Genomic DNA, 20,830 nt, shown 5'->3' on the forward strand with positions numbered 1-20,830 from the left:
GCGAGAAGGACACGCCCAACTGTGTCGAATTCCGCTTTCCGGAGCGTTGTTTCACGGGAAACAGGGGGACGGGGTCGGCACGAATTCGGTGCACACCGGACGCGCGTTCCACGTGAAACACGAGCGACCCGCATCCGGAAACCGTTCACGGAGCACCGGTCTCACGGACGCCTTACGACTCCCCGGCTCATCAACCAAATTTCGCGATGCAGCGGCCTAGGCAACCACCCTCGGGAGATTTTGTCACGTTACGAAAATGGCGAATCCGCGAGCACGAGGGAAATCAGTCGGTTCCCGACTCCCGACCCTTGCGCGCCTTCTTCTCGGCCCCGGCCGCCTTACGTCCCGCGCGACGCGTCGGACGCTCGGCGCGGGGGAGTAGCTCCGCGCTGATCACCAGGGTCGGGATCTCGACGATCCCCGCGCCGCACCCGACCACGCGCAGATCGGTCGCGCCGTCCCGGATCAGCTCGGCGCCATCGCGTTCGAGTTCTTCGGCGGCACTGGTTCCCTTGAGCGCGAGCATCCGGCCGTGGTCCCGGAGCAGGGGGAGCGACCAGTGCGCGAGCTTGGCCAGCGGAGCCACCGCGCGCGAGGTGACGACATCCGCGCCACCCGCTTCCTTGATCACCCCGGACTGCTCGGCGCGCCCACGGACCACTCGCACCTCGAGACCCGCGTCCTCGATGAACTCGCTGAGGAACACAGTGCGGCGCAGCAGCGGTTCGACCAGAGTGATCCGCAGATCCGGGCGGGCGATGGCGAGGGGGATACCGGGCAGCCCGGCACCGCTGCCGATGTCGACGACCGACGCACCCTCGTCGATCAGCTCCCCGACGACCGCACAGTTGAGAATGTGGCGCTCCCACAGGCGAGGCACCTCGCGGGGGCCGATCAGCCCGCGCTCCACCCCGGCGGTGGCCAGCGCCGCGCAGTAGCGGCGCGCGAGGTCCAGGCGGTCGCCGAACACCCGGGCGGCAACGGCGGGCGGTTCCAGTTCGGCGGACAGCGCACCCAGTTCTCGTTCCACGTGAAACATCCTTCCGAGTGGAGCATCGGGCATGAATAAGGCCCCCGGTCCGAGACCGGAGGCCCTACCCACAGCAATCGTGGTCGCGGCGGAAGTCAGCCTACTCGGGCACGACCACCACGTGACGATTCGGCTCCACGCCTTCGCTCTCGCTGGCGACGCCCTCGATATCGGCGACGGCGTCGTGCACGATCTTGCGCTCGAACGGGGTCATGGCCGACAGCGCCTCGGGCTTGCCCGACTCCAGCACCCGCTTGGCCGCGGCCACGCCGAGCGCGCTCAGGTCGGCGCGACGCTGCGCGCGCCACCCGGCCACATCGAGCATCAGGCGGCTGCGCACGCCGGTCGCCTGCTGCACGGCCAGCCGGGTCAGCTCCTGCAACGCGTCGAGCACCTCGCCGTTGCGGCCGACGAGCTTGGTCAGATCACGGCCGCCGTCGATGCTCACGATGGCGCGATCGCCCTCGACATCGAGGTCGATATCGCCGTCGAAGTCGAGCACGTCCAGCAGCTGCTCGAGGTAGTCGCCGGCGATCTCGCCCTCTTCGATCAACGCTTCTTCGGCGTCGTTCACGACGTCAACACTCGTCGCCACAGTGGCGTCCCCTCCGTCGGTCTCGGTCTCAACAGTCATTGGATTCCTCTATCTGGTCGCCACTCAGCGCTTACGCTTCTGGTTCGCGCGGCCGCGGTTGCCCGGCCGCTTCTGCCCGCCGGGCCTGCGCTGGCCGCCCTGCTTGGCCGACTGCTTGGGGGTGCCGTTGGTCGCGGCACTGCCGTTCGCCGAGGAGTCGTCGGCGACCGCGGCGTCCTGCTTCTTGCGGACGTCGACCGGCTTCACGCCGGGCTTGGGCGCGTTCTGCGCCCGCTGCTCCAGCTTCTTGGCCTTCTTCTCGGCCTCTTCCTTCTCCATCCGGCCGAACACCAAATGCTGCTGACCGTAGGTCCAGATGTTGTTGGCCACCCAGTAGATCAGGATGCCGATCATCAGGAACGGACCACCGACCATGACGCCGAGCGGGAAGACCCACAGCGACAGCTTGTTCATGATGGCGGCCTGCGGGTTGGCCGCGGCCTCCGGCGTCTGGCGCTGCACCGAGGCGCGCGCGTTGAAGTGGGTCGCCACACCGGCGATGATCATCAGCGGAATCGCGACGAGCGCGATGCTCAGCCGGGTGGGCGTGCCGCCCCACTCCGCGAAGGCCGCCAGCTCGTTGGTCGGCGCGGTGATGAACGCGGCGATCGGCGCGCCGAAGATGCGGGCGCTCAGGAAGGACTGGACGTCGGTCGCCGAGAAGATGTAGTTGCCGATATTGGCGTTTTCCTCCGCCGAGAGGCCGAGCTGACCGAATCCGTGACCGGTGCGGTTGAACGAACGCAGCACGTGGAACAGACCGAGGAAGACCGGCACCTGCACCAGCACCGGCAGACAGCCCATCAGCGGGTTGAAGCCGTGCTCCTTCTGGAGCTTCTGCATCTCCCGCGCCATGGTCTCGCGGTCGTTCTTGTACTTCTTCTGCAGCTCCTTGATCTGGGGCTGCAGCTCCTGCATCTGCTTGGTGGTCCGCACCTGCTTGACGAACGGCTTGTACAGCACGAGCCGCAGCGTGAAGACCAGGAAGACGATGGCAAGGGTCCAGGCCACTCCGCTATCGGCTCCGAACACGAAGCCGAAGGCCTTGTGCCAGAACCACAGAATCGCGGATACCGGCCAATAGATGATGTCGAGCACGGCTCTAGGTACTCCCGTCGTTCGTATCGCCGATCAGCGCGGGCGATGACTTGGTGAAGGCATTCGACCCGCGCTCCGGCACGGGATCCCACCCTCCAGGGTGCCAGGGTGCGCATTTGGCCAGGCGCACGACCGTCAGTACCGATCCGACCAGCAGGCCGCGCGTCCGCAGAGCGGTGACCGCGTACTCGCTGCAGGTGGGGGTGAAGCGGCAGATCGGCATCCGGGTGGGGGAGACATAGGTCCGGTACAGCTCGATCAGGAAGATCAGCGCGTTGGCGGGTAGCCGGGTGAGGGTGCGCATCACCGCGCACCGGCCGAGGTGCGTCCGAGCGCGGGCTCCGGCGCCTGCCGCAAGCCCAGCTTGCGCAGTCCGGTGCGCAGCTGGCGCAGCAACTCGGTGGAATCGGCGGTGGCCGCACCGGGCAGTGCCCGGATCACCACATCCGTGCCAGCCGGGATCTCGTCGACCACCTGGCCACACATATGACGCAGGCGGCGGGCCACCCGGTGGCGAACCACCGCGTTACCCACCGCCTTGCTGACAATCAGCCCGAACCGCGGACCGCCTACGCGGACCAGGGAATCGGCATCGGCGATCTCGTCGTACGTATGCGTGAACGCGTGTACGACGAGATCTCGCCTCCCGATTCGCTGACCGCGGCGCACCGTGCGGGAGAATTCGGCACGGTGGTGCAACCGATACGGCTCAGGCAACACCCGAGCGTCCGACTACGCGCGATCAGGCAGTCAGTTCGGCACGGCCCTTACGGCGGCGCGCCGAAACGATGGCGCGACCCGCACGGGTGCGCATCCGGAGGCGGAAGCCGTGCACGCGCGCCCGACGACGGTTGTTCGGCTGGAACGTCCGCTTGCCCTTGGCCACGGTCAACACTCCTCGAGTTGGTGGGCACCGGTCAGGCACCCGAAGTTTTCGGTGATTCGGATCTCTGCGCAGCGGACCGCGGTCTACGCGCAGATTGCCTTGGCGATCGACGTGCAGCACAGAGCCGCCACCGCGCCAAGGGGTGACTGTCTGAGGGTACTGATACCGCTACACCGGGTCAAACTCGGCCCCCAGTGCCCCGCGCCCGGCCCGACCTCGGCTGTTCGCCACGCTGCGGCGCTCGACACGCCCGGCGGAAACGGCGCATCCGCGACACTTTTCGTGAGTTCTTCCACACCTCTGGCCTTCTGCGCCTTGGCCAGCTAGCCTCTGTAGCCGGGCGATTGCTGCAGAACCGCAGGTCCAGCCCCATTCACTGCCACACGCTGGCAGATTCCCCCTATCCCCAGGTTTGTCCACATCTGTGGATAATTGTGTGGATAAACGGCCGGAGTGGCATATTCGGTGCTCCAACGAACCGGTCCGGGGAGGACTCCGCATGGATGACGAGCAGAACGTGCTGGCCACAGTATGGCCGGAAGTTGTTGCCGAACTCACCACCGGTTCGGCCGACGGCGCCATTCCCGCGGTCAGTCGCGCCCAGCAGGCGTGGCTGAAACTGGTCAAGCCGCTGACCGTCGCCCAGGGTTTCGCGTTGCTGTCGGTTCCCTCCTCACTGGCCCAGGAAGCGATCGAGCGCGATCTGCGCGAACCCATCCTGCGCTCGCTGGGCCGCAGGCTCGGCCCGCAGGTGGAAGGACTCGGCGTGCGCATCGCCGCACCGATCCCGACCGCGGGGGAGCGGTCGGGCAGTTCGCCCCGGCACGCCAGGATGACCAGCAGGCCCGAGCGCCCGCGCGAGCAGACCCGCCCGCCCGCTGGCTACCCCGGCCCGGATTTCAGCGTTCCCGATTACGCCGCGCGCGGGGAGTACGGCAGGCCGCGCTACGGGACGAGCGAGTTCGAGTATCAGTCCGCGCCCGAATATCCCCAGGGCGGCGACTACGCCACCGGCTACGGCGGCCGCGGCGAGTACCCCGGCCAGGCCGCCGAGTACGGCGAGCGCCAGGACTACCCGGGGCATCGCGAGTACCCGGCCGAATCGGAGTACCAGCAGCAGCCGGACTACCAGCAGAGCGAGTACCAGCAGGGCGAATACCAGCCGCAGCAGGACTATCAGCAGGCCGCGGACTACAAGGGCGGCGAATATCCGGCCGAGCGCGGGGAGTTCCCCGGCACCGACTACGAGCCGACCGCGCCCTATCCCGTTCCCGACTTCGCCGGTGGCGAGTTCGGTGGACGCGGGGAGTTCCGTGGCGGGCGCCCCGAACAGCGGGTCGCCGAACCCGCGGCGCCCGCGCGCCGCGAGCAGGGTGGTTCGCCGCGCCGCGAGCACATCCCGCCCGGCCAGGAGTCGCTGTTCACCCCGGATCCGCCGCCGCAGCGCGCGCCTGCCCGCGCCCGCCCGGCCGAGGAGCCGGTCAGCGCGCGGGTCGAGGACGCGCCCGTCGAGGCCGTGCCGGATACCCCGTTCCCCGGTCAGCCCGGCGCCGAGCCCACCGACGACGAGCCGGTGGTCGACGCCCGCAACAACTGGCCGACCTATTTCAGCAAGTCGCCCGAGGCGCCGCCGCAGCCCTCGTCCTCGGCCAGCCTGAACGCCAAGTACACCTTCGAGACCTTCGTCATCGGCGCGTCCAACCGCTTCGCGCATGCCGCCGCGGTGGCCATCGCCGAGGCACCCGCGCGCGCCTACAACCCACTGTTCGTCTGGGGCGCTTCGGGATTGGGCAAGACGCACCTGCTGCACGCGGCCGGGCACTACGCCCAGCGGCTGTTTCCCGGGATGCGGGTGAAGTACGTCTCCACCGAGGAGTTCACCAACGACTTCATCAACAGCCTGCGCGACGACCGCAAGGTCGCGTTCAAGCGCCGCTACCGCGAGACCGACATCCTGCTGGTCGACGACATCCAGTTCATCGAGGGCAAGGAAGGCATCCAGGAGGAGTTCTTCCACACCTTCAACACCCTGCACAACGCCAACAAGCAGATCGTGGTGTCCTCCGATCGCCCGCCCAAGCAGCTGGCCACGCTGGAGGAACGCCTGCGCACCCGCTTCGAGTGGGGCCTGATCACCGATGTGCAGCCGCCCGAGCTGGAGACCCGCATCGCGATTCTGCGCAAGAAGGCGCGGATGGACCGGCTCGACGTGCCGCACGACGTGCTCGAGCTCATCGCCAGCCGGGTCGAGCGCAATATCCGCGAGCTCGAGGGCGCGCTCATCCGGGTGACGGCCTTCGCCTCGCTCAACGGTCAGCCGCTGGATCTGTCGCTGGCCGAGGTGGTGCTGCGCGATCTCATGCCCGACACCGCGGCGCTCGAGATCAACGCGGCCACGATCATGGCCGTCACCGCCGAGTACTTCAACACCACGCTCGAGGAGCTCACCGGCCCCGGTAAAGCGCGGCCGCTGGCGCAGGCCCGGCAGATCGCCATGTACCTGTGCCGCGAGCTCACCGATCTGTCGCTGCCCAAGATCGGCCAGGCCTTCGGCCGCGACCACACCACGGTGATGTACGCGGAGAAGAAGGTGCGCAAGGAGATGACCGAGCGGCGCCGGGTCTACGACCAGGTCCAAGAACTCACAGCCCGGATCAAGCAGCGCTCGCGCTGATTTCATCCACACCCGTGAACACCGCCCTGACCTGGGGCGGTGTTCTTTTTTGCCCTGTGGATTCCTCGAGGAATCCCTGTGGAATCCTCGAGGAATCCACCGGTTGTGCACCGGTTCACACACAGGGCCTGGGGATGACGTGGGGAGAATCCACCCACAGGGAGTTGTCCACATCGTGCACAGGTCGCTCCGCTCACAGGCTCACCAGCGCGCTGACCTGCGCGGCAGCCGAATCAGCCCTGGGGATTCCTCGAGGAATCCCTGTGGAGTCCTCGAGGAATCCACGGGGTTGCCACCAGCCTGCCCCCGCATGTGAACAACAGGGTGAATCCGGTGGAACAACTCGAGGACAACTCGAGGATGGATCTGGGACAACTTTCGCCGTCCACAGGCGGCTCCGATTCATCCTCGAGTCACTCCACGGCCATCCCCATCCCGACGTGCCGTCTGACCTGGGGATTCGGCGGAAGTCCACAGATTCCACAGTGCCTATTACTACTTCAGTTCTCATTCTTAGAGAGATCTCTTGAAAACAGGGTGTGTGGAAACTCGGATCGGGAAGCTCGGCTCGGTCGGTGCTCCACTCACAGGCAGGCAAGGAGGAGAGGGGTGGCCGGACGGGCCGGGATCCGCCGGGAGGGTCGGTGCGGACTTCACGCGTTGTCCGGGTACCGTTTGGTTGTCGGCCGGTTGTGCGAGACTCAGTGCGCGGTCGACGCAGCACCTCAACTCCGCTGATACACCCGCACACGGATTCGACACTCGGAGAGGACACATCGGGCGATGGAGCTTGCGAGCATGAAGTTTCGGGTCGCCCGAGAGGATTTCGCCGAGTCGGTGGCCTGGGTGGCACGCAGCCTCCCGTCCCGGCCCCCGGTGCCCGTCCTCGGCGGTGTGCTGCTGGTGGCCGACGAGAACGGCCTGACGGTCTCCGGCTTCGACTACGAGGTCTCCGCGCAGATGCGGGTGGCCGCCGAGGTCGCCGGTCCCGGCCAGGTGCTGGTCTCGGGCCGCCTGCTCGCCGACATCACCAAGGCGCTGTCGAACAAGCCGGTGGACGTCTCCGTCGACGGCACCCGCGTGCTCATCGCCTGCGGTAGTGCCAAGTTCTCCCTGCCGACCATGCCGGTCGAGGATTATCCCCAGCTGCCCGAGGTTCCCCAGCAGACCGGGGAACTGGGTGTGGATGTCTTCGGCGAGGCGGTCGGCCAGGTCGCGGTCGCCGCCGGTCGCGACGACACCCTGCCCATGCTCACCGGTATCCGGGTGGAGATCGAGGGCAACGACGTGGTGCTGGCCGCCACCGACCGCTTCCGCCTGGCCGTGCGTCACCTGCAGTGGCAGCCCACCCGCCCCGATATCGAGACCGCGGTGCTCATCCCCGCGCGCACGCTGTCGGAGGCCGCCAAGACCCTCGGTGCCGCCGAGGCGCCCGTGCAGCTGTCGCTGGGCAGTGGCGGCGACGGACTGCTCGGCATCGTCAACGCGGGCAGGCGCACCACCACGCGCCTGCTGGACGCCGAATTCCCCAAGTTCCGCCAGTTGCTCCCCAAGGAGCACACCTCGATCGCCACGCTGCCCGTTGCGGCGCTGTCGGAGGCCATCAAGCGCGTGGCCCTGGTGGCCGAGCGCGGTGCCCAGGTGCGCCTGGAGTTCTCCACAGACGGCGTGCTGCTGTCGGCGGGTGGGGACGACGCGGGCCGCGCCGAGGAATGGCTGGAGGCCGATTTCCGCGGCGAGCCGCTGACCATCGCGTTCAACCCCGGCTACCTGACCGAGGGCCTGTCCGCGCTGCACGCCGAGCGGGTCACCTTCGGGTTCACCACCCCCAGCCGTCCCGCTGTGCTGCTGCCCGCCTCTGACGAGGAGCCCAAGGTGCTCGAGTCCGGGGCGTTCGCGGCGCTGGAGAGCCAGTACATCTACCTGTTGATGCCGGTCCGGCTGCCCGGCTGACCCGGCCCGCCCGCGTAACCCGGCATGTTCATCCGTGCGCTGTCGGTCCGTGATTTCCGGTCGTGGGAGCACGCCGAACTGGAGTTGTCCCCAGGGCGCACGGTGCTGCTGGGGTCCAACGGCAACGGCAAGACCAACCTGCTCGAGGCGGTCGGCTACCTGGCCACCCTCGGCTCGCACCGCGTCTCCGCCGATGCCCCGCTGATCCGGATGGGCGCCACCCAGGCGCGGATCGGGGCCACCGTGGTGAACCTGGGCCGCGAGCTGCGGGTGGATGTGGAGCTCAAGGCGGGCAGCGCCAATCGCGCGCAGATCAATCGCTCGCCGGTGCGCCGGTCCAGGGAGATCCTCGGGATTCTGCAGACCGTGCTGTTCGCGCCGGAGGATCTGGCGCTGGTGCGCGGCGACCCGGGGGAGCGGCGGCGCTTCCTCGATGAGTTGTGCACAGCCCGGCTGCCCAGGCTGGCCGGGGTGCGCGCCGACTACGACAAGGTGCTGCGCCAGCGCTCTGCCCTGTTGAAAACCGCTGGGCGCCAGCTGCGTTCGCGTGCCGATCTGAGCACCCTGGATGTGTGGGACGGGCATCTGGCCGAGCACGCCGCGGTGTTGCTGGCCCAGCGGCTGCGGCTGGTGCACGACCTGTATCCCTTTCTGGCGCAGTCGTATCGGTCGATCGCGCCCGAATCACGGCCCGCCGCAATCGTTTACCGCTCGGGGTATCTGCCGCCGGATCTGCTCGATCCCGCGCGCGTGCCAGAGGACGACGACGTGACCCGCCTGCACGCGATCGTGCTCAGCGAACTGGCCGCCGCCCGGAGCAAGGAACTCGATCGCGGGGTGTGCCTGGTCGGCCCGCACCGCGACGACCTGGACCTCCTGCTTGGCAGCGCGCCTGCCAAGGGCTTCGCCAGCCACGGCGAGTCCTGGTCGTTCGCGCTGGCGCTGCGGCTGGCTTCGTTCGAACTGCTGCGCAGCGCGGGCACCGAGCCGGTGCTACTGCTCGACGACGTGTTCGCCGAACTGGACCGGCGCAGGCGTACCGCGCTGGCCGAGGTGGCCGCCGGGGCCGAGCAGGTGCTGATCACGGCCGCGGTTGCCGAGGATGTGCCACCGGAGCTGGCCGCCGAGCCGCTGCGGGTGCAGACCACCGGCGAGGCCGATCAACGGGTGTCACGGATCGTCACCGAGCCGGTCACCGAGCCAGAAGATATGCACAGGTAACGATAGTTATCAACAAGGCCTGTGGAAAACCGGCAACATCCTGGACATATGCCGCGTCGGCGCACACCGGTCGCTGTCGGTGCCCCGGCGTAGACTCTGTGCACACTCGGCCCCCAGCGACCCGGAAGGCGGACAACCCGTGCACGACGAACCGGCCCCGGAGCTGCGCGGGATCGATCTGGCGCGCCGGGCACTGGAGGAGGCCAGGGCCGCGGCCAAGGCCAACGGCAAGTCGGTCGGGCAGGGGCGGGCCTCGCCGGTGCGCAAGCTGCGCGCGGGCGGACGGCGGCGCAGCGGCTGGTCCGGCGCCGGTCCCGATCCGCGTGATCCCCAGCTGCTGTCCGCGCTCACCGGCTCGATCGCGAAGAGTCGTGGCTGGTCGGGCAAGGTGGCCGAGGGCATGGTGTTCGGCCGCTGGGCCGGGGTGGTCGGGGAGGACATCGCCGCGCACGCCACGCCGGTGACGCTGGAGGGCGGGGTTCTCAAGATCGCCGCCGAGTCCACCGCATGGGCCACCCAGTTGCGGATGCTGCAGGGCCAGATCCTGGCCAAGATCGCTGCCGCGGTCGGTCAGGGCGTGGTCACCCAGCTGCGCATCACCGGTCCGGCCGCGCCGAGCTGGCGCAAAGGTGAACGCCACATCAAGGGCCGTGGCCCGCGCGACACCTACGGGTAGCCGATCGGTGACCGTCCCGAGATCCTTTGCGCGAGCACGACTCTCGGCTCACAACCCTGTGGACATGTGAACAAACCTGTGGATAGACCCGCCGGTCGGAGCGGCCTTCCGGCTGCGCGCGCACCGGCACGGACGCGGTGGGGTGGCCGGGTCGGCAACGGGCGCCTCCGCGGCGAGGTCCGGACGCGACCCTATTCGCTCCCACGACCGGCAAAATCCTCTGAGTGGCGGAAACATCCCGGCGTGGATCGATTTCTTGCATTCACGGCGTCGTCAGGGGTGTCGTAGGTGCACTGTAAGTTGGGCTTACCAGTAGGATGGTGACGTAACCAGCGGCGAACCCTCGGCGCGTGCTGTGCAGCCGCTCGTGTGCTGCCCGGCGCCAGGGATCAGCAAGTAAGGAGAGCTACCGACAAGTGGCTGCCAACGATTCCAACGCATCGGGCGACAAGCAGGGCTACGGTGCCTCCTCCATCACGGTCCTCGAAGGTCTCGAGGCGGTACGCAAACGCCCCGGTATGTACATCGGTTCCACCGGCGAGCGCGGTCTGCACCACCTCATCTGGGAGGTTGTGGACAACTCGGTCGACGAGGCGATGGCGGGCTACGCCAGCCGCGTCGATGTGACCCTGCTGGCCGACGGTGGCGTGGAGGTCGTCGACGACGGCCGCGGTATCCCCACCGGGATGCACGCCCAGGGCATCCCGACCGTCGAGGTCGTCATGACCCAGCTGCACGCGGGCGGCAAGTTCGACTCCGACTCCTACGCCGTCTCCGGTGGTCTGCACGGTGTCGGTATCTCGGTGGTCAACGCGCTGTCGAGCAAGCTGGAAGCCGAGATCGACAACGACGGCTACCACTGGACCCAGGTCTACAAGGACGCCAAGCCGGGCAAGCTCATCCAGGGCGAGCCGACCAAGCGCACCGGTACCACCATCCGGTTCTGGGCCGATCCGGACATCTTCGAGACCACCACCTACAACTTCGAGACGGTCGCGCGCCGCCTGCAGGAGATGGCCTTCCTCAACAAGGGCCTGACCATCACCCTCACCGACGAGCGGGTCAGCGAATCCGACGTCACCGACGAGGTCGTCAGCGAGACCGCCGAGGCGCCCAAGCACGCCGAGGACGGCGTCGAGGCCCCGGCCGAGCCGAAGGTCAAGACCCGCACCTACCACTACCCGGGTGGCCTGGTCGACTTCGTGCGCCACATCAACCGCACCAAGACCGCCATCCACAACTCGGTGGTCGGCTTCACCGGCAAGGGCACCGGCCACGAGCTCGAGGTCGCGATGCAGTGGAACTCGGGCTACTCCGAGTCGGTGCACACCTTCGCCAACACCATCAACACCCACGAGGGCGGCACCCACGAAGAGGGCTTCCGCGCGGCGCTGACCACGGTGGTCAACAAGTACGCCAAGGAGAAGAAGCTCCTCAAGGAGAAGGACGGCAACCTCACCGGTGACGACATTCGCGAGGGCCTGGCCGCCATCGTGAGCGTCAAGGTCGGCGAGCCGCAGTTCGAGGGCCAGACCAAGACCAAGCTGGGCAACACCGAGGTCAAGTCGTTCGTGCAGCGCGCCTGCAACGAGCACCTGACGCACTGGTTCGAGGCCAACCCGGCCGACGCCAAGACCATCGTGCAGAAGGCGGTGTCCTCCGCGCAGGCCCGCGTGGCCGCGCGCAAGGCGCGTGAGCTGGTGCGCCGCAAGTCGGCCACCGACCTGGGCGGGCTGCCGGGCAAGCTGGCCGACTGCCGGTCCAAGGACCCGAGCAAGTCCGAGATCTACATCGTCGAGGGTGACTCCGCCGGTGGCTCGGCCAAGTCCGGCCGCGACTCGATGTACCAGGCGATCCTGCCGCTGCGCGGCAAGATCATCAACGTCGAGAAGGCCCGCATCGATCGCGTCCTCAAGAACAACGAGGTCCAGTCGATCATCACCGCCTTCGGCACCGGCATCCACGACGAGTTCGACATCGCCAAGCTGCGGTATCACAAGATCGTGCTGATGGCCGACGCCGACGTCGACGGCCAGCACATCTCCACCCTGCTGCTCACGCTGCTGTTCCGGTTCATGCGCCCGCTCATCGAGCACGGCCACGTGTACCTGGCCCAGCCGCCGCTCTACAAGCTCAAGTGGCAGCGCAGCGAGCCGGAGTTCGCCTACTCCGACCGCGAGCGCGACGGCCTGCTCGAGGCCGGTCTGGCCGCGGGCAAGAAGATCAACAAGGACGACGGCGTCCAGCGCTACAAGGGTCTGGGCGAGATGAACGCCAAGGAGCTGTGGGAAACCACCATGGACCCGTCGGTGCGGGTGCTTCGTCAGGTGACGCTCGACGACGCCGCCGCGGCCGACGAGCTGTTCTCGGTGCTGATGGGCGAGGACGTCGAGGCGCGTCGCAGCTTCATCACCCGCAATGCCAAGGACGTCCGCTTCCTCGACGTTTAGCCGGCGAAGTGGGGGTTAGGGGAATCGAACCCCTAACCCCTGCCCGCCACCGCAGCTGCCCCCCGAGCCTTTTTACGGAGACCCCTTCATGACTGAGACCACACTGCCCCCGAACGGCGGCGCAGGCGACCGGATCGAACCGGTCGACATCCAGAACGAAATGCAGTCCAGCTACATCGATTACGCGATGAGCGTGATCGTCGGCCGCGCGCTGCCCGACGTGCGTGACGGCCTCAAGCCGGTGCACCGCCGCGTGCTCTACGCGATGTACGACAACGGCTACCGTCCCGACCGCGGTTACGTGAAGTCGGCGCGCCCGGTCGCCGAGACCATGGGTAACTACCACCCGCACGGTGACTCGTCGATCTACGACACCCTCGTGCGCATGGCCCAGCCCTGGTCGCTGCGCTATCCGCTGGTCGACGGCCAGGGCAACTTCGGTTCGCGCGGCAACGACGGCGCGGCCGCCATGCGCTACACCGAGTGCCGCCTGACCCCGCTGGCGATGGAGATGCTGCGCGAGATCGACCACGAGACGGTCGATTTCGTCCCCAACTACGACGGTCGCTCGCAGGAGCCGACCGTGCTGCCCGCGCGCGTGCCCGCGCTGCTGATGAACGGCAGCAACGGCATCGCGGTCGGCATGGCCACCAATATCCCGCCGCACAACCTCAATGAGCTGGCCGAGGCCATCTACTGGGCGCTGGAGAACTTCGACGCCGACGAGGAATCCACGCTGGCCGCCTGCATGGAGCGGGTCAAGGGCCCGGACTTCCCGACGCACGGCCTGATCGTGGGCAGCCAGGGCATCCACGACGCCTACACCACCGGCCGCGGTTCCATCCGCATGCGCGGTGTGGTGGAGATCGAGGAGGGCAGCCGGGGGCAGACCCAGATCGTCATCACCGAGCTGCCCTACCAGGTCAATACCGACAACTTCATCAACTCCATCGCGGAGCAGGTGAAGGACGGCAAGATCGCGGGCATCTCCGATATCCACGACGAGTCCTCGGACCGCGCGGGCATGCGCATCGTGGTGACGGTCAAGCGCGACGCGGTCGCCAAGGTCGTGCTGAACAACCTGTACAAGCACACCCAGCTGCAGACCAGCTTCGGCGCCAACATGCTCTCGATCGTCGACGGGGTGCCGCGCACGCTGCGCCTGGATCAGATGATCCGCTACTACGTCGAGCACCAGTTGGACGTCATCGTGCGGCGCACCCGCTACCTGCTGCGCAAGGCCGAGGAGCGGGCCCACATCCTGCGCGGCCTGGTCAAGGCGCTGGACATGCTCGACGAGGTCATCGCGCTGATCCGCCGCTCGGCCAACACCGACACCGCGCGCACCGGCCTGATGGACCTGCTCGACATCGACGAGATCCAGTCCACCGCCATCCTGGACATGCAGCTGCGCCGCCTCTCGGCGCTGGAGCGGCAGAAGATCGTCGACGATCTGGCCAAGATCGAGCTCGAGATCGCCGATTACAAGGACATCCTGGAGAAGCCGGAGCGGCAGCGCGCGATCGTGCGTGACGAGCTGGCCGAGATCGTCGAGAAGTACGGCGACGACCGGCGCACCCGGATCATCGCCGCCGACGGCGACGTGGCCGACGAGGACCTGATCGCCCGCGAGGACGTGGTCGTCACGATCACCGAGACCGGCTACGCCAAGCGCACCAAGACCGACCTGTACCGCTCGCAGAAGCGCGGCGGCAAGGGCGTGATGGGCGCGGGGCTCAAGCAGGACGACATCGTCAAGCACTTCTTCGTCTCCTCCACCCACGACTGGCTGCTGTTCTTCACCAACAAGGGCCGGGTCTACCGGGCCAAGGCCTACGAGCTGCCCGAGGCCAACCGCACCGCGCGCGGCCAGCACGTGGCCAACCTGCTGGCCTTCCAGCCGGATGAGAAGATCGCCCAGATCATCCAGCTCAAGACCTACGAGGACGCGCCGTACCTGGTGCTCGCGACACGCGCGGGCCTGGTGAAGAAATCCAAGCTCACCGATTTCGACTCGAACCGTTCCGGCGGCATCGTCGCGGTGAACCTGCGCGATGACGACGAGCTGGTCGGCGCGGTGCTGTGCTCGGCCGACGACGACCTGCTGCTGGTCTCGGCGCACGGCCAGTCCATCCGCTTCGCGGCCACCGACGAGGCGCTGCGGCCGATGGGCCGGGCCACCTCCGGTGTGCAGGGCATGCGGTTCAACGCCGACGACGAGCTGCTCTCGCTCAATGTCGTGCGCGAGGGCACCTATCTGCTGGTCGCGACCGCGGGCGGCTACGCCAAGCGCACCGCGATCGAGGAGTACACCGCTCAGGGCCGGGGTGGAAAAGGCGTATTGACAATCCAATACGATCCCAAGCGTGGCAGCCTGGTGGGAGCGCTCATCGTCGACGACGAGGACGAGTTGTACGCGATCACATCCAGTGGTGGCGTCATCCGCACCGCTGCCAAGCAAGTCCGGAAAGCTGGACGCCAGACCAAGGGCGTGCGATTGATGAACCTCGCGGATGGCGATACCTTGCTAGCGATCGCGCGCAACGCCGACGAGCCCGATCCCGACCAGCTCTCCGGCGACGCGGCTTCGGAGCAATAACCCAACCAGCGGCGGCAACGAACGGATCTGAGGATTCCATTGACCACACCGAATCAGTCGAACGACGATCGGAACCAGACCAACGGCGTCACCGAGCGGGTCGCCTCGTCTCCGATCCAGCCGCGGCCGATCCCACGCCAGGGCGGCCAGGGCGAAGGCGCCCCGGCGCCGGAGTCCGGTGCCGCCGGTGGCGAATCGTTCGACAACGGGAAGGGCAGCAAATCGCCCTACCAGGACGGGTGGGCCCAGCTGCCGCAGCGTGAGCCGCAGTCCAACCTGTACCGGCCCGGCGAGTCGCCGAGCCAGGGCAGGCCGTCCTCGCCCGCGCCCGCGTCCTCGGGCGGCGGTGGCCTCAAGGGCAGCGGCGCCTCCAACGCCCGCACCACCGCCGACCTGGCGGCCAAGGCGGCGCGCAAGGAAGCGGCGATGGTGAAGTCGGTCGGGATCGACGGGCCGACCCGCAGCATCGCGCGGCCCGAGCTGGTCAAGGACATGCCGGACCTGTCCGAGGTGCGCCATCCCACCCCGGACGCGCCGCCCGTGCCCGCGGGGCTGCCGATGGCCCAGGTGCCGTCCCAGCCGGGGCCCAGCGCCAGGGTCGCGGCCGCGGGTTCGGTCTCCCCGGCGGCGCCGGTGGCCATCGCGGCCGCCGCGTCGGGCGAGCCGCTACGCGCGACCGTGCAGATCCGCCGGATCGACCCGTGGTCGACGCTGAAGATCACCCTGGTGATCAGCGTGGCGCTGTTCTTCGTGTGGATGGTCGCGGTCGGCCTGCTCTACATCGTGCTGGCCGGTATGGGCGTGTGGGACAACCTCGACAACTCGCTGGGCGAGATGCTCAACTCCGAGGGCAGCAGCTCGTCGAGCCTGATCGACGCGGGCACCATCTTCGGCTACGCCGGGGTGATCGGCCTGATCAACGTGGTGCTGTTCACCGCGCTGGCCACGGTCGGGGTGTTCATCTACAACCAGTGCTGCGATCTGGTCGGCGGCATCCAGGTGACCCTGGCCGATCCGGACTAGTCACCGCTTCGCCGCACACGGCCGGTCAGGCCCGGGAAACCGGGTTTGACCGGCCGTTTTGGTACTCGGTGGGGCAGTGGGGTAGTCTCGTTTCTCGTTGCGGTTCACTGCTCCGGCAGGGGGTCGGAACGTGTTCGGGCCTATAGCTCAGGCGGTTAGAGCGCTTCGCTGATAACGAAGAGGTCGGAGGTTCAAGTCCTCCTAGGCCCACTCCCGAACATCACAGTAGGGTGGGAATCATGAAGATTGTCCTCACGGTCGGTGTTGTGATCGCGGTTCTCATCGGTATCACCAAATTCCGCAAGCGCGATGACGCTGACCTCTGGAAAGAGGTCACCACCCGCTGATTCGGGTGTGCCAACTGGTTGACGCCAGCAAGGGGCCTTAGCTCAATTGGCAGAGCACTGCCTTTGCAAGGCAGGGGTTAGGGGTTCGATTCCCCTAGGCTCCACTTCTGTGAATTCCTCGGTTTTCGATTTCCTGGTCTCCGCCGTTCCCGGCGAATCCACCGCGCTCGATGTGCCCGCCGCCCTGGCCCGGCACCGCGCCATGGCCGCCGATTTCCCGAATACCCTCGATCGCGCCGCGATCGCCGGATTCGACAGCGCGGGAACAGGATCGGCCTTCCTCGGTGGGTATCAAGAGGCGCTGCGCGCGCTGGTGCCCACGCTCGACCCCGCCGACCTGGTGTCGATGTGTGCCACCGAGACCGGCGGCGGGCGCCCCTCGGCCATCGCCACCACGGTGAGCGCGGACGGTCTTGTCACCGGCACCAAATCCTTCGCCACGCTCGGGACCTTCGCGACCCGGTTCCTGGTGATCGCGCGCGCGGGCGAACAGGCCGACGGCAGGCCGCTATTGCGGGCGGTGCTCGTCGACGCGGGTGCCGCGGCCGTGGTGACCCCGCTACCGGAGCTGCCCTTCGCGCCCGAGATCCCGCACGCGAGCGTCGAGTTCACCGCCGCGCCGGGCGAGCTGCTGCCCGGTGACGGTTACACCGAGTACCTCAAGCCGTTCCGGACCGTCGAGGACGTCCACGTGGTCGCCGCTGTGCTCGGTCAGCTGCTGCGGGTGGCCCGCACGTCCGGATGGCCCGCCGAGGCCGTAGAACAGCTGCTGGCGCTGTTTGCGGCCGTGCGTGGGCTCGGGGCTGAGAATCCCGGCTCGCCGGGCGTGCACATCGCGCTCGGCGGCGTGTTCGATCGGCTCACCCGGCTGCGCGCCGAACAGGAATCCCTGTGGGACACCGTCGACCCGGAGGTCCGGAGCCGGTGGGAGCGGGACGCGCCGCTGCTCGGGGTGGCGGGCAAGGTCAGGGCCGCGCGGTTGCGGGCGGCCTGGGAGTCGCTGGGGTGATCAGCCGCCCTCGGTGAAGGTGCCCAGGCCGTCGGCGTCGAAGAAGTCGATGGTGACGGTGTCGCCGGTGAAGACCACCGAGGAGCGGCTGCCGGTCGGGGCGTTCTCGCCGGTGGGGACGAAGGCGAAGGTGTCGCCGTCCCAGTGCGTCAGCGGGTAGGTCTGGCCCGCCGGGCCGATGCTCAACGTCAGGCCCTGCGGGGTCTCGGTGATGGTGGCCGGGCCCCAGTACTCGTTGGCGTAGGTGCCGGTGTAGCTCGGCAGCGGTTGGGCGGGTGCGGGATTCGCCGGGGCCGGTTGGCCCGCCAGGTCGCCTTCGGGATCGCCGAGCGGGGCGATGACGTCGTGGTACAGCGTGCGCCAGTCCTCACGGATCTCGCCGAACTGCACCAGATCGGCGAACTCGGCGGTGAGCGCCTCCGGTACGCCGATCGGGGCGGCGTTGGTGAGCGCGACGATGGCCACGTCGGCCGACGGGATCACCAGGAAGTTGGTGGCCGCGCCCAGCGCGAACGCGCCGGAGTGGCTGTAGGTGGTGCGGCCTGCCGGGGAGGTCGAGGCGTTGAAGCCGTAGCCGTAGTTGCCCGCGCGGGCGGTGGGAGCGGTCGCGGGGGCGGAGATCACCTGCGGGGTGATCGCGGGCAGCAGCGCGTCGGCGGGGGCGATGGGGGCGCCGTCGGCGAGCAGCATGGTCAGCCAGCGGGCCATGTCCTCGATCGAGGAACTCACGCCGCCCGCCGGGGATTGGGCGTCGGGATCGCGCACCGAGCGCGCGACCCACTCGCCGTCGATGTTCACGTGTCCCACGGCGCGATTGGGCCTGGCCTGGAAATCGGCGAAGCGGGAACTGGTCGAGGTCATGCCCAGCGGGCCGTAGACGGCGTCGGCCGAGAGCTGGGCCCAGTCGGTACCCGCCGCCGCGGCCACCGCCTCGGCGCCCGCGGTGAAGCCGAAATTGGTGTACTCGTAGGTGATCCGGAACGGGGCCAGCGGTTCCAGACGCAGCTTGTCCAGGATGGCGGCCTGGTCGTAGCCGATGTCCTCCAGCCGGTCGCCCGCGTGATCGGGCAGGCCGCTGCGGTGCGCGAGCAGATCGCCGACGGTGAGCTCGGCGGTGGTGGCCGGGTCGGCCAGCGCGAAACCGGGCAGGTGCTCGACGACAGGCGTGGTCCAGTCGACCCGGCCCGCGCCGACCTGGCTGGCGACCACGGTCGCGGCGACCGACTTCGACACCGAGGCCAGCTGGAAGACGGTATCGGTGTCGACCTTGTCCGGCGCGCCCTCCTGGCGGACGCCGAAACCCTTGGCGTACACCGTCTTCCCGCCGTGCACGACGGCCACCGCCATGCCGGGGATGTGGGTGTCGTCCATCAGCGAGGCGACCAGGTCGTCGAGCTCGTCGACGGCGTCGTCGACCGCGTCGTGCGGCAGGTCGACACCGGCCACCTGATTCGGCGGCAGCGCCGTGGTGGTCGTGGGGCTCGCGGTGTGCTCGTCGTCGGTGGAATCGGCGCAGCCCATCAGGATCGTCAGCGAGACGACCACCGCCGCGATCGCGCCACGGGCAGGCACCATGGGGCGACGATAGTCCCGGTTGCCGGGCGATCGCGGGATCGTGGCTGGACTGTGACGGGGCAGGGAGCCGGGACGCCGTCGTCGACGGCCCGAGCTGCAACCTTGCCGGAAAATGGGGAGCGGGCCTCGGCGAAGGGGGGGAGTTAGCCGAGGCCCGCGTAGGGTCGGCCCGGGGGGGAGGGGCCGACGTGAACGATCCTACGCGATATGTGCGGAATTCGTGTACGCGCAACGAACCAGTTTCCGATATTTTTCGGCGCGCGCCGGTGGTGGATGTTCATCCGGGGTGCCCGGTGCGCCCCCGCGGTGCCGGTGGGTCGCCCGACGGTTGCTTTACGACGATCCGAAAGAGCTGGTACGCAAGGTTTTACGACGGAATCACGGTGAACATGTTCCTGTCGGTCCGCGCCGGTGGCGACCAGGTCGGCGGATGCCGCGTTGTCGTGGGAGACGAAAAATCAGTCCGATTCGCCGCGTGTCGCGACCCCTCGGCATGTCGAACATCGGTGTACACCTGGCACCGGGACGCCACCGGAAAAGGGGGATGCGACTTGTCGGTGGGTCCCGCAATACTGAGGCGAGCATCACGCGACACCTACGACACCAGGGAGAATCATGCCCGACGCAATCGTCGCCGAGGGTTTGGTCAAACGGTACGGGCAGCTCACTGCCCTGGACGGACTCGACCTGTCCGTCCCGGAAGGTACCGTCACCGCGCTACTCGGCCCGAACGGCGCGGGGAAGACCACGACCGTTCGCGTACTCACCACCCTGCTCGTCCCCGACGAAGGCCGCGCCACCGTGGCGGGCATCGACGTCATCAACAATCCCCAGGCCCTGCGCTCGCACATCGGCGCCTCCGGCCAGTACGCCGCGGTCGACGAGTACCTCACCGGCTTCGAGAACCTCGAGATGGTCGGCAGGCTCTACCACCTGGGCACCCAGCGCAGTAAGGAACGCGCCCGCGAACTGCTCGACCGGTTCCGCCTCAGCGACGCCGCCGACCGCCCGGTGAAGGGCTACTCCGGCGGCATGCGCAGGCGCCTGGACCTGGCGGGCGCCCTGGTGGCCAACCCGCCGGTGCTGTTCCTCGACGAACCGACCACCGGCCTGGACCCGCGCGCCCGGCTCGATCTCTGGGACGTCATCGAGGAACTCGTCGCGGGCGGCACCACCCTGCTGCTCACCACCCAGTACATGGACGAGGCCGACCGCCTCGCCGATTCCATCGCGGTGATCGACCACGGCACGGTCATCGCCCGCGGCACCTCCGACGAACTCAAGGCCCTCGTCGGCGGCGACCGCATCGAACTCACCGTCGCCGACACCGACCAGCTGGCCGTCGCCCAGCAGGTGCTCGTCGGCCTCGCCGACGGCGAGATCCACCTCGAACCCGGCCTGCGCAAGCTCATCGTCCCGGTCGCCGACGGCTCCCAGGACCTGGTGACCGCCATCGGCAGGCTCACCGAACACAAGGTCACCATCAACGACGTCGCCCTGCGCCGACCCTCGCTCGACGACGTATTCCTCACCCTCACCGGGCACGAGGCCGAGGACCTGATCAACGGTGGCGCCGAGGTGCAGACCGCGGGTGCCACGGAAGGACGGAACCGATGAGCGTCTCGACCGACACCGCGCAGGTGACACCGCCCGGG

At 68.3% G+C, this 20,830-nt stretch carries 17 protein-coding genes and 2 tRNA genes; 12 read left to right on the forward strand and 7 right to left on the reverse strand.

Annotation, left to right across the window (positions count from 1 at the left end; all coding sequences use genetic code 11):
- Positions 1–283: 283 nt before the first annotated feature.
- From rsmG to rpmH, 6 genes are all read right to left on the reverse strand, one after another.
- The gene (gene rsmG, locus WA675_RS13480) at positions 284–1,039 is read right to left on the reverse strand and encodes a 16S rRNA (guanine(527)-N(7))-methyltransferase RsmG (RefSeq protein ID WP_336084603.1); all 756 of its coding nucleotides are present in this window, start codon (positions 1,037–1,039) and stop codon (positions 284–286) included.
- Positions 1,040–1,130: 91 nt separating this feature from the next.
- The gene (locus WA675_RS13485; protein ID WP_336084604.1) at positions 1,131–1,664 is read right to left on the reverse strand and encodes a Jag family protein; all 534 of its coding nucleotides are present in this window, start codon (positions 1,662–1,664) and stop codon (positions 1,131–1,133) included.
- Between the two features lie 24 nt (positions 1,665–1,688).
- Complete coding sequence (gene yidC, locus WA675_RS13490) at positions 1,689–2,762, reverse strand: membrane protein insertase YidC (protein WP_336084605.1); 1,074 nt, start codon at positions 2,760–2,762, stop codon at positions 1,689–1,691.
- 4 nt (positions 2,763–2,766) lie between these two features.
- On the reverse strand, positions 2,767–3,066 hold the full coding sequence (yidD, locus tag WA675_RS13495) for a membrane protein insertion efficiency factor YidD (protein ID WP_336084606.1): 300 nt from the start codon (positions 3,064–3,066) through the stop codon (positions 2,767–2,769).
- Positions 3,066–3,482, reverse strand: a complete 417-nt coding sequence (gene rnpA, locus WA675_RS13500; protein ID WP_336084607.1) for a ribonuclease P protein component — start codon at positions 3,480–3,482, stop codon at positions 3,066–3,068. The genes yidD and rnpA overlap by 1 nt, the downstream gene beginning before the upstream one ends.
- Before the next feature lie 22 nt (positions 3,483–3,504).
- Positions 3,505–3,648, reverse strand: coding sequence for a 50S ribosomal protein L34 (gene rpmH / locus WA675_RS13505; protein ID WP_005516618.1), 144 nt, complete (start codon positions 3,646–3,648; stop codon positions 3,505–3,507).
- Positions 3,649–4,147: 499 nt separating this feature from the next.
- Here rpmH and dnaA point away from each other — a divergent pair, with 499 nt between their 5' ends.
- From dnaA to WA675_RS13560, 11 genes are all read left to right on the forward strand, one after another.
- The gene (gene dnaA / locus WA675_RS13510) at positions 4,148–6,322 is read left to right on the forward strand and encodes a chromosomal replication initiator protein DnaA (RefSeq protein ID WP_336084608.1); all 2,175 of its coding nucleotides are present in this window, start codon (positions 4,148–4,150) and stop codon (positions 6,320–6,322) included.
- A gap of 783 nt (positions 6,323–7,105) precedes the next feature.
- Entirely contained in the window at positions 7,106–8,275 is a 1,170-nt protein-coding gene (gene dnaN, locus WA675_RS13515) for a DNA polymerase III subunit beta (protein ID WP_336084609.1), read from the forward strand.
- A 24-nt stretch (positions 8,276–8,299) separates the two neighbouring features.
- On the forward strand, positions 8,300–9,496 hold the full coding sequence (gene recF, locus WA675_RS13520; RefSeq protein WP_336084610.1) for a DNA replication/repair protein RecF: 1,197 nt from the start codon (positions 8,300–8,302) through the stop codon (positions 9,494–9,496).
- Between the two features lie 139 nt (positions 9,497–9,635).
- Entirely contained in the window at positions 9,636–10,172 is a 537-nt protein-coding gene (locus tag WA675_RS13525; protein WP_336084611.1) for a DUF721 family protein, read from the forward strand.
- A 416-nt stretch (positions 10,173–10,588) separates the two neighbouring features.
- Complete coding sequence (gyrB, locus tag WA675_RS13530) at positions 10,589–12,622, forward strand: DNA topoisomerase (ATP-hydrolyzing) subunit B (RefSeq protein WP_336084612.1); 2,034 nt, start codon at positions 10,589–10,591, stop codon at positions 12,620–12,622.
- Between the two features lie 88 nt (positions 12,623–12,710).
- Positions 12,711–15,221 carry a DNA gyrase subunit A gene (gyrA, locus tag WA675_RS13535; RefSeq protein WP_336084613.1) on the forward strand — a complete coding sequence of 837 codons (2,511 nt, stop codon included), beginning with the start codon at positions 12,711–12,713 and terminating at the stop codon, positions 15,219–15,221.
- 39 nt (positions 15,222–15,260) lie between these two features.
- Entirely contained in the window at positions 15,261–16,244 is a 984-nt protein-coding gene (locus WA675_RS13540; RefSeq protein ID WP_336084614.1) for a DUF3566 domain-containing protein, read from the forward strand.
- Between the two features lie 136 nt (positions 16,245–16,380).
- A tRNA-Ile gene (locus tag WA675_RS13545) sits at positions 16,381–16,454 on the forward strand.
- A 29-nt stretch (positions 16,455–16,483) separates the two neighbouring features.
- The gene (locus tag WA675_RS13550; protein ID WP_278260913.1) at positions 16,484–16,591 is read left to right on the forward strand and encodes a DLW-39 family protein; all 108 of its coding nucleotides are present in this window, start codon (positions 16,484–16,486) and stop codon (positions 16,589–16,591) included.
- Between the two features lie 31 nt (positions 16,592–16,622).
- Positions 16,623–16,695, forward strand: a tRNA-Ala gene (locus WA675_RS13555).
- Positions 16,696–16,700: 5 nt separating this feature from the next.
- Positions 16,701–17,600, forward strand: a complete 900-nt coding sequence (locus tag WA675_RS13560) for an acyl-CoA dehydrogenase family protein (RefSeq protein ID WP_336084615.1) — start codon at positions 16,701–16,703, stop codon at positions 17,598–17,600.
- Here WA675_RS13560 and WA675_RS13565 read toward each other — a convergent pair whose 3' ends face one another.
- Entirely contained in the window at positions 17,601–19,175 is a 1,575-nt protein-coding gene (locus tag WA675_RS13565) for a serine hydrolase (protein ID WP_442945621.1), read from the reverse strand.
- Between the two features lie 615 nt (positions 19,176–19,790).
- On the opposite strand from WA675_RS13565, the gene WA675_RS13570 reads away from it, so the two are divergent.
- Positions 19,791–20,792, forward strand: a complete 1,002-nt coding sequence (locus WA675_RS13570) for an ATP-binding cassette domain-containing protein (RefSeq protein WP_336084616.1) — start codon at positions 19,791–19,793, stop codon at positions 20,790–20,792.
- Positions 20,793–20,830 lie beyond the last annotated feature (38 nt).

This window comes from Nocardia sp. SSK8, from assembly GCF_037034205.1.
Classification (GTDB): Bacteria; Actinomycetota; Actinomycetes; order Mycobacteriales; family Mycobacteriaceae; genus Nocardia.

Coding starts and splice junctions, on each gene's coding strand:
- rsmG (WP_336084603.1), bottom strand. CDS start 1,039: ATGTTTCACGTGGAACGAGAACTGGGTGCGCTGTCCGCCGAACTGGAA.
- WA675_RS13485 (WP_336084604.1), bottom strand. CDS start 1,664: ATGACTGTTGAGACCGAGACCGACGGAGGGGACGCCACTGTGGCGACG.
- yidD (WP_336084606.1), bottom strand. CDS start 3,066: ATGCGCACCCTCACCCGGCTACCCGCCAACGCGCTGATCTTCCTGATC.
- dnaA (WP_336084608.1), top strand. CDS start 4,148: ATGGATGACGAGCAGAACGTGCTGGCCACAGTATGGCCGGAAGTTGTT.
- dnaN (WP_336084609.1), top strand. CDS start 7,106: ATGGAGCTTGCGAGCATGAAGTTTCGGGTCGCCCGAGAGGATTTCGCC.
- recF (WP_336084610.1), top strand. CDS start 8,300: ATGTTCATCCGTGCGCTGTCGGTCCGTGATTTCCGGTCGTGGGAGCAC.
- gyrA (WP_336084613.1), top strand. CDS start 12,711: ATGACTGAGACCACACTGCCCCCGAACGGCGGCGCAGGCGACCGGATC.
- WA675_RS13550 (WP_278260913.1), top strand. CDS start 16,484: ATGAAGATTGTCCTCACGGTCGGTGTTGTGATCGCGGTTCTCATCGGT.
- WA675_RS13565 (WP_442945621.1), bottom strand. CDS start 19,175: ATGGTGCCTGCCCGTGGCGCGATCGCGGCGGTGGTCGTCTCGCTGACG.
- WA675_RS13570 (WP_336084616.1), top strand. CDS start 19,791: ATGCCCGACGCAATCGTCGCCGAGGGTTTGGTCAAACGGTACGGGCAG.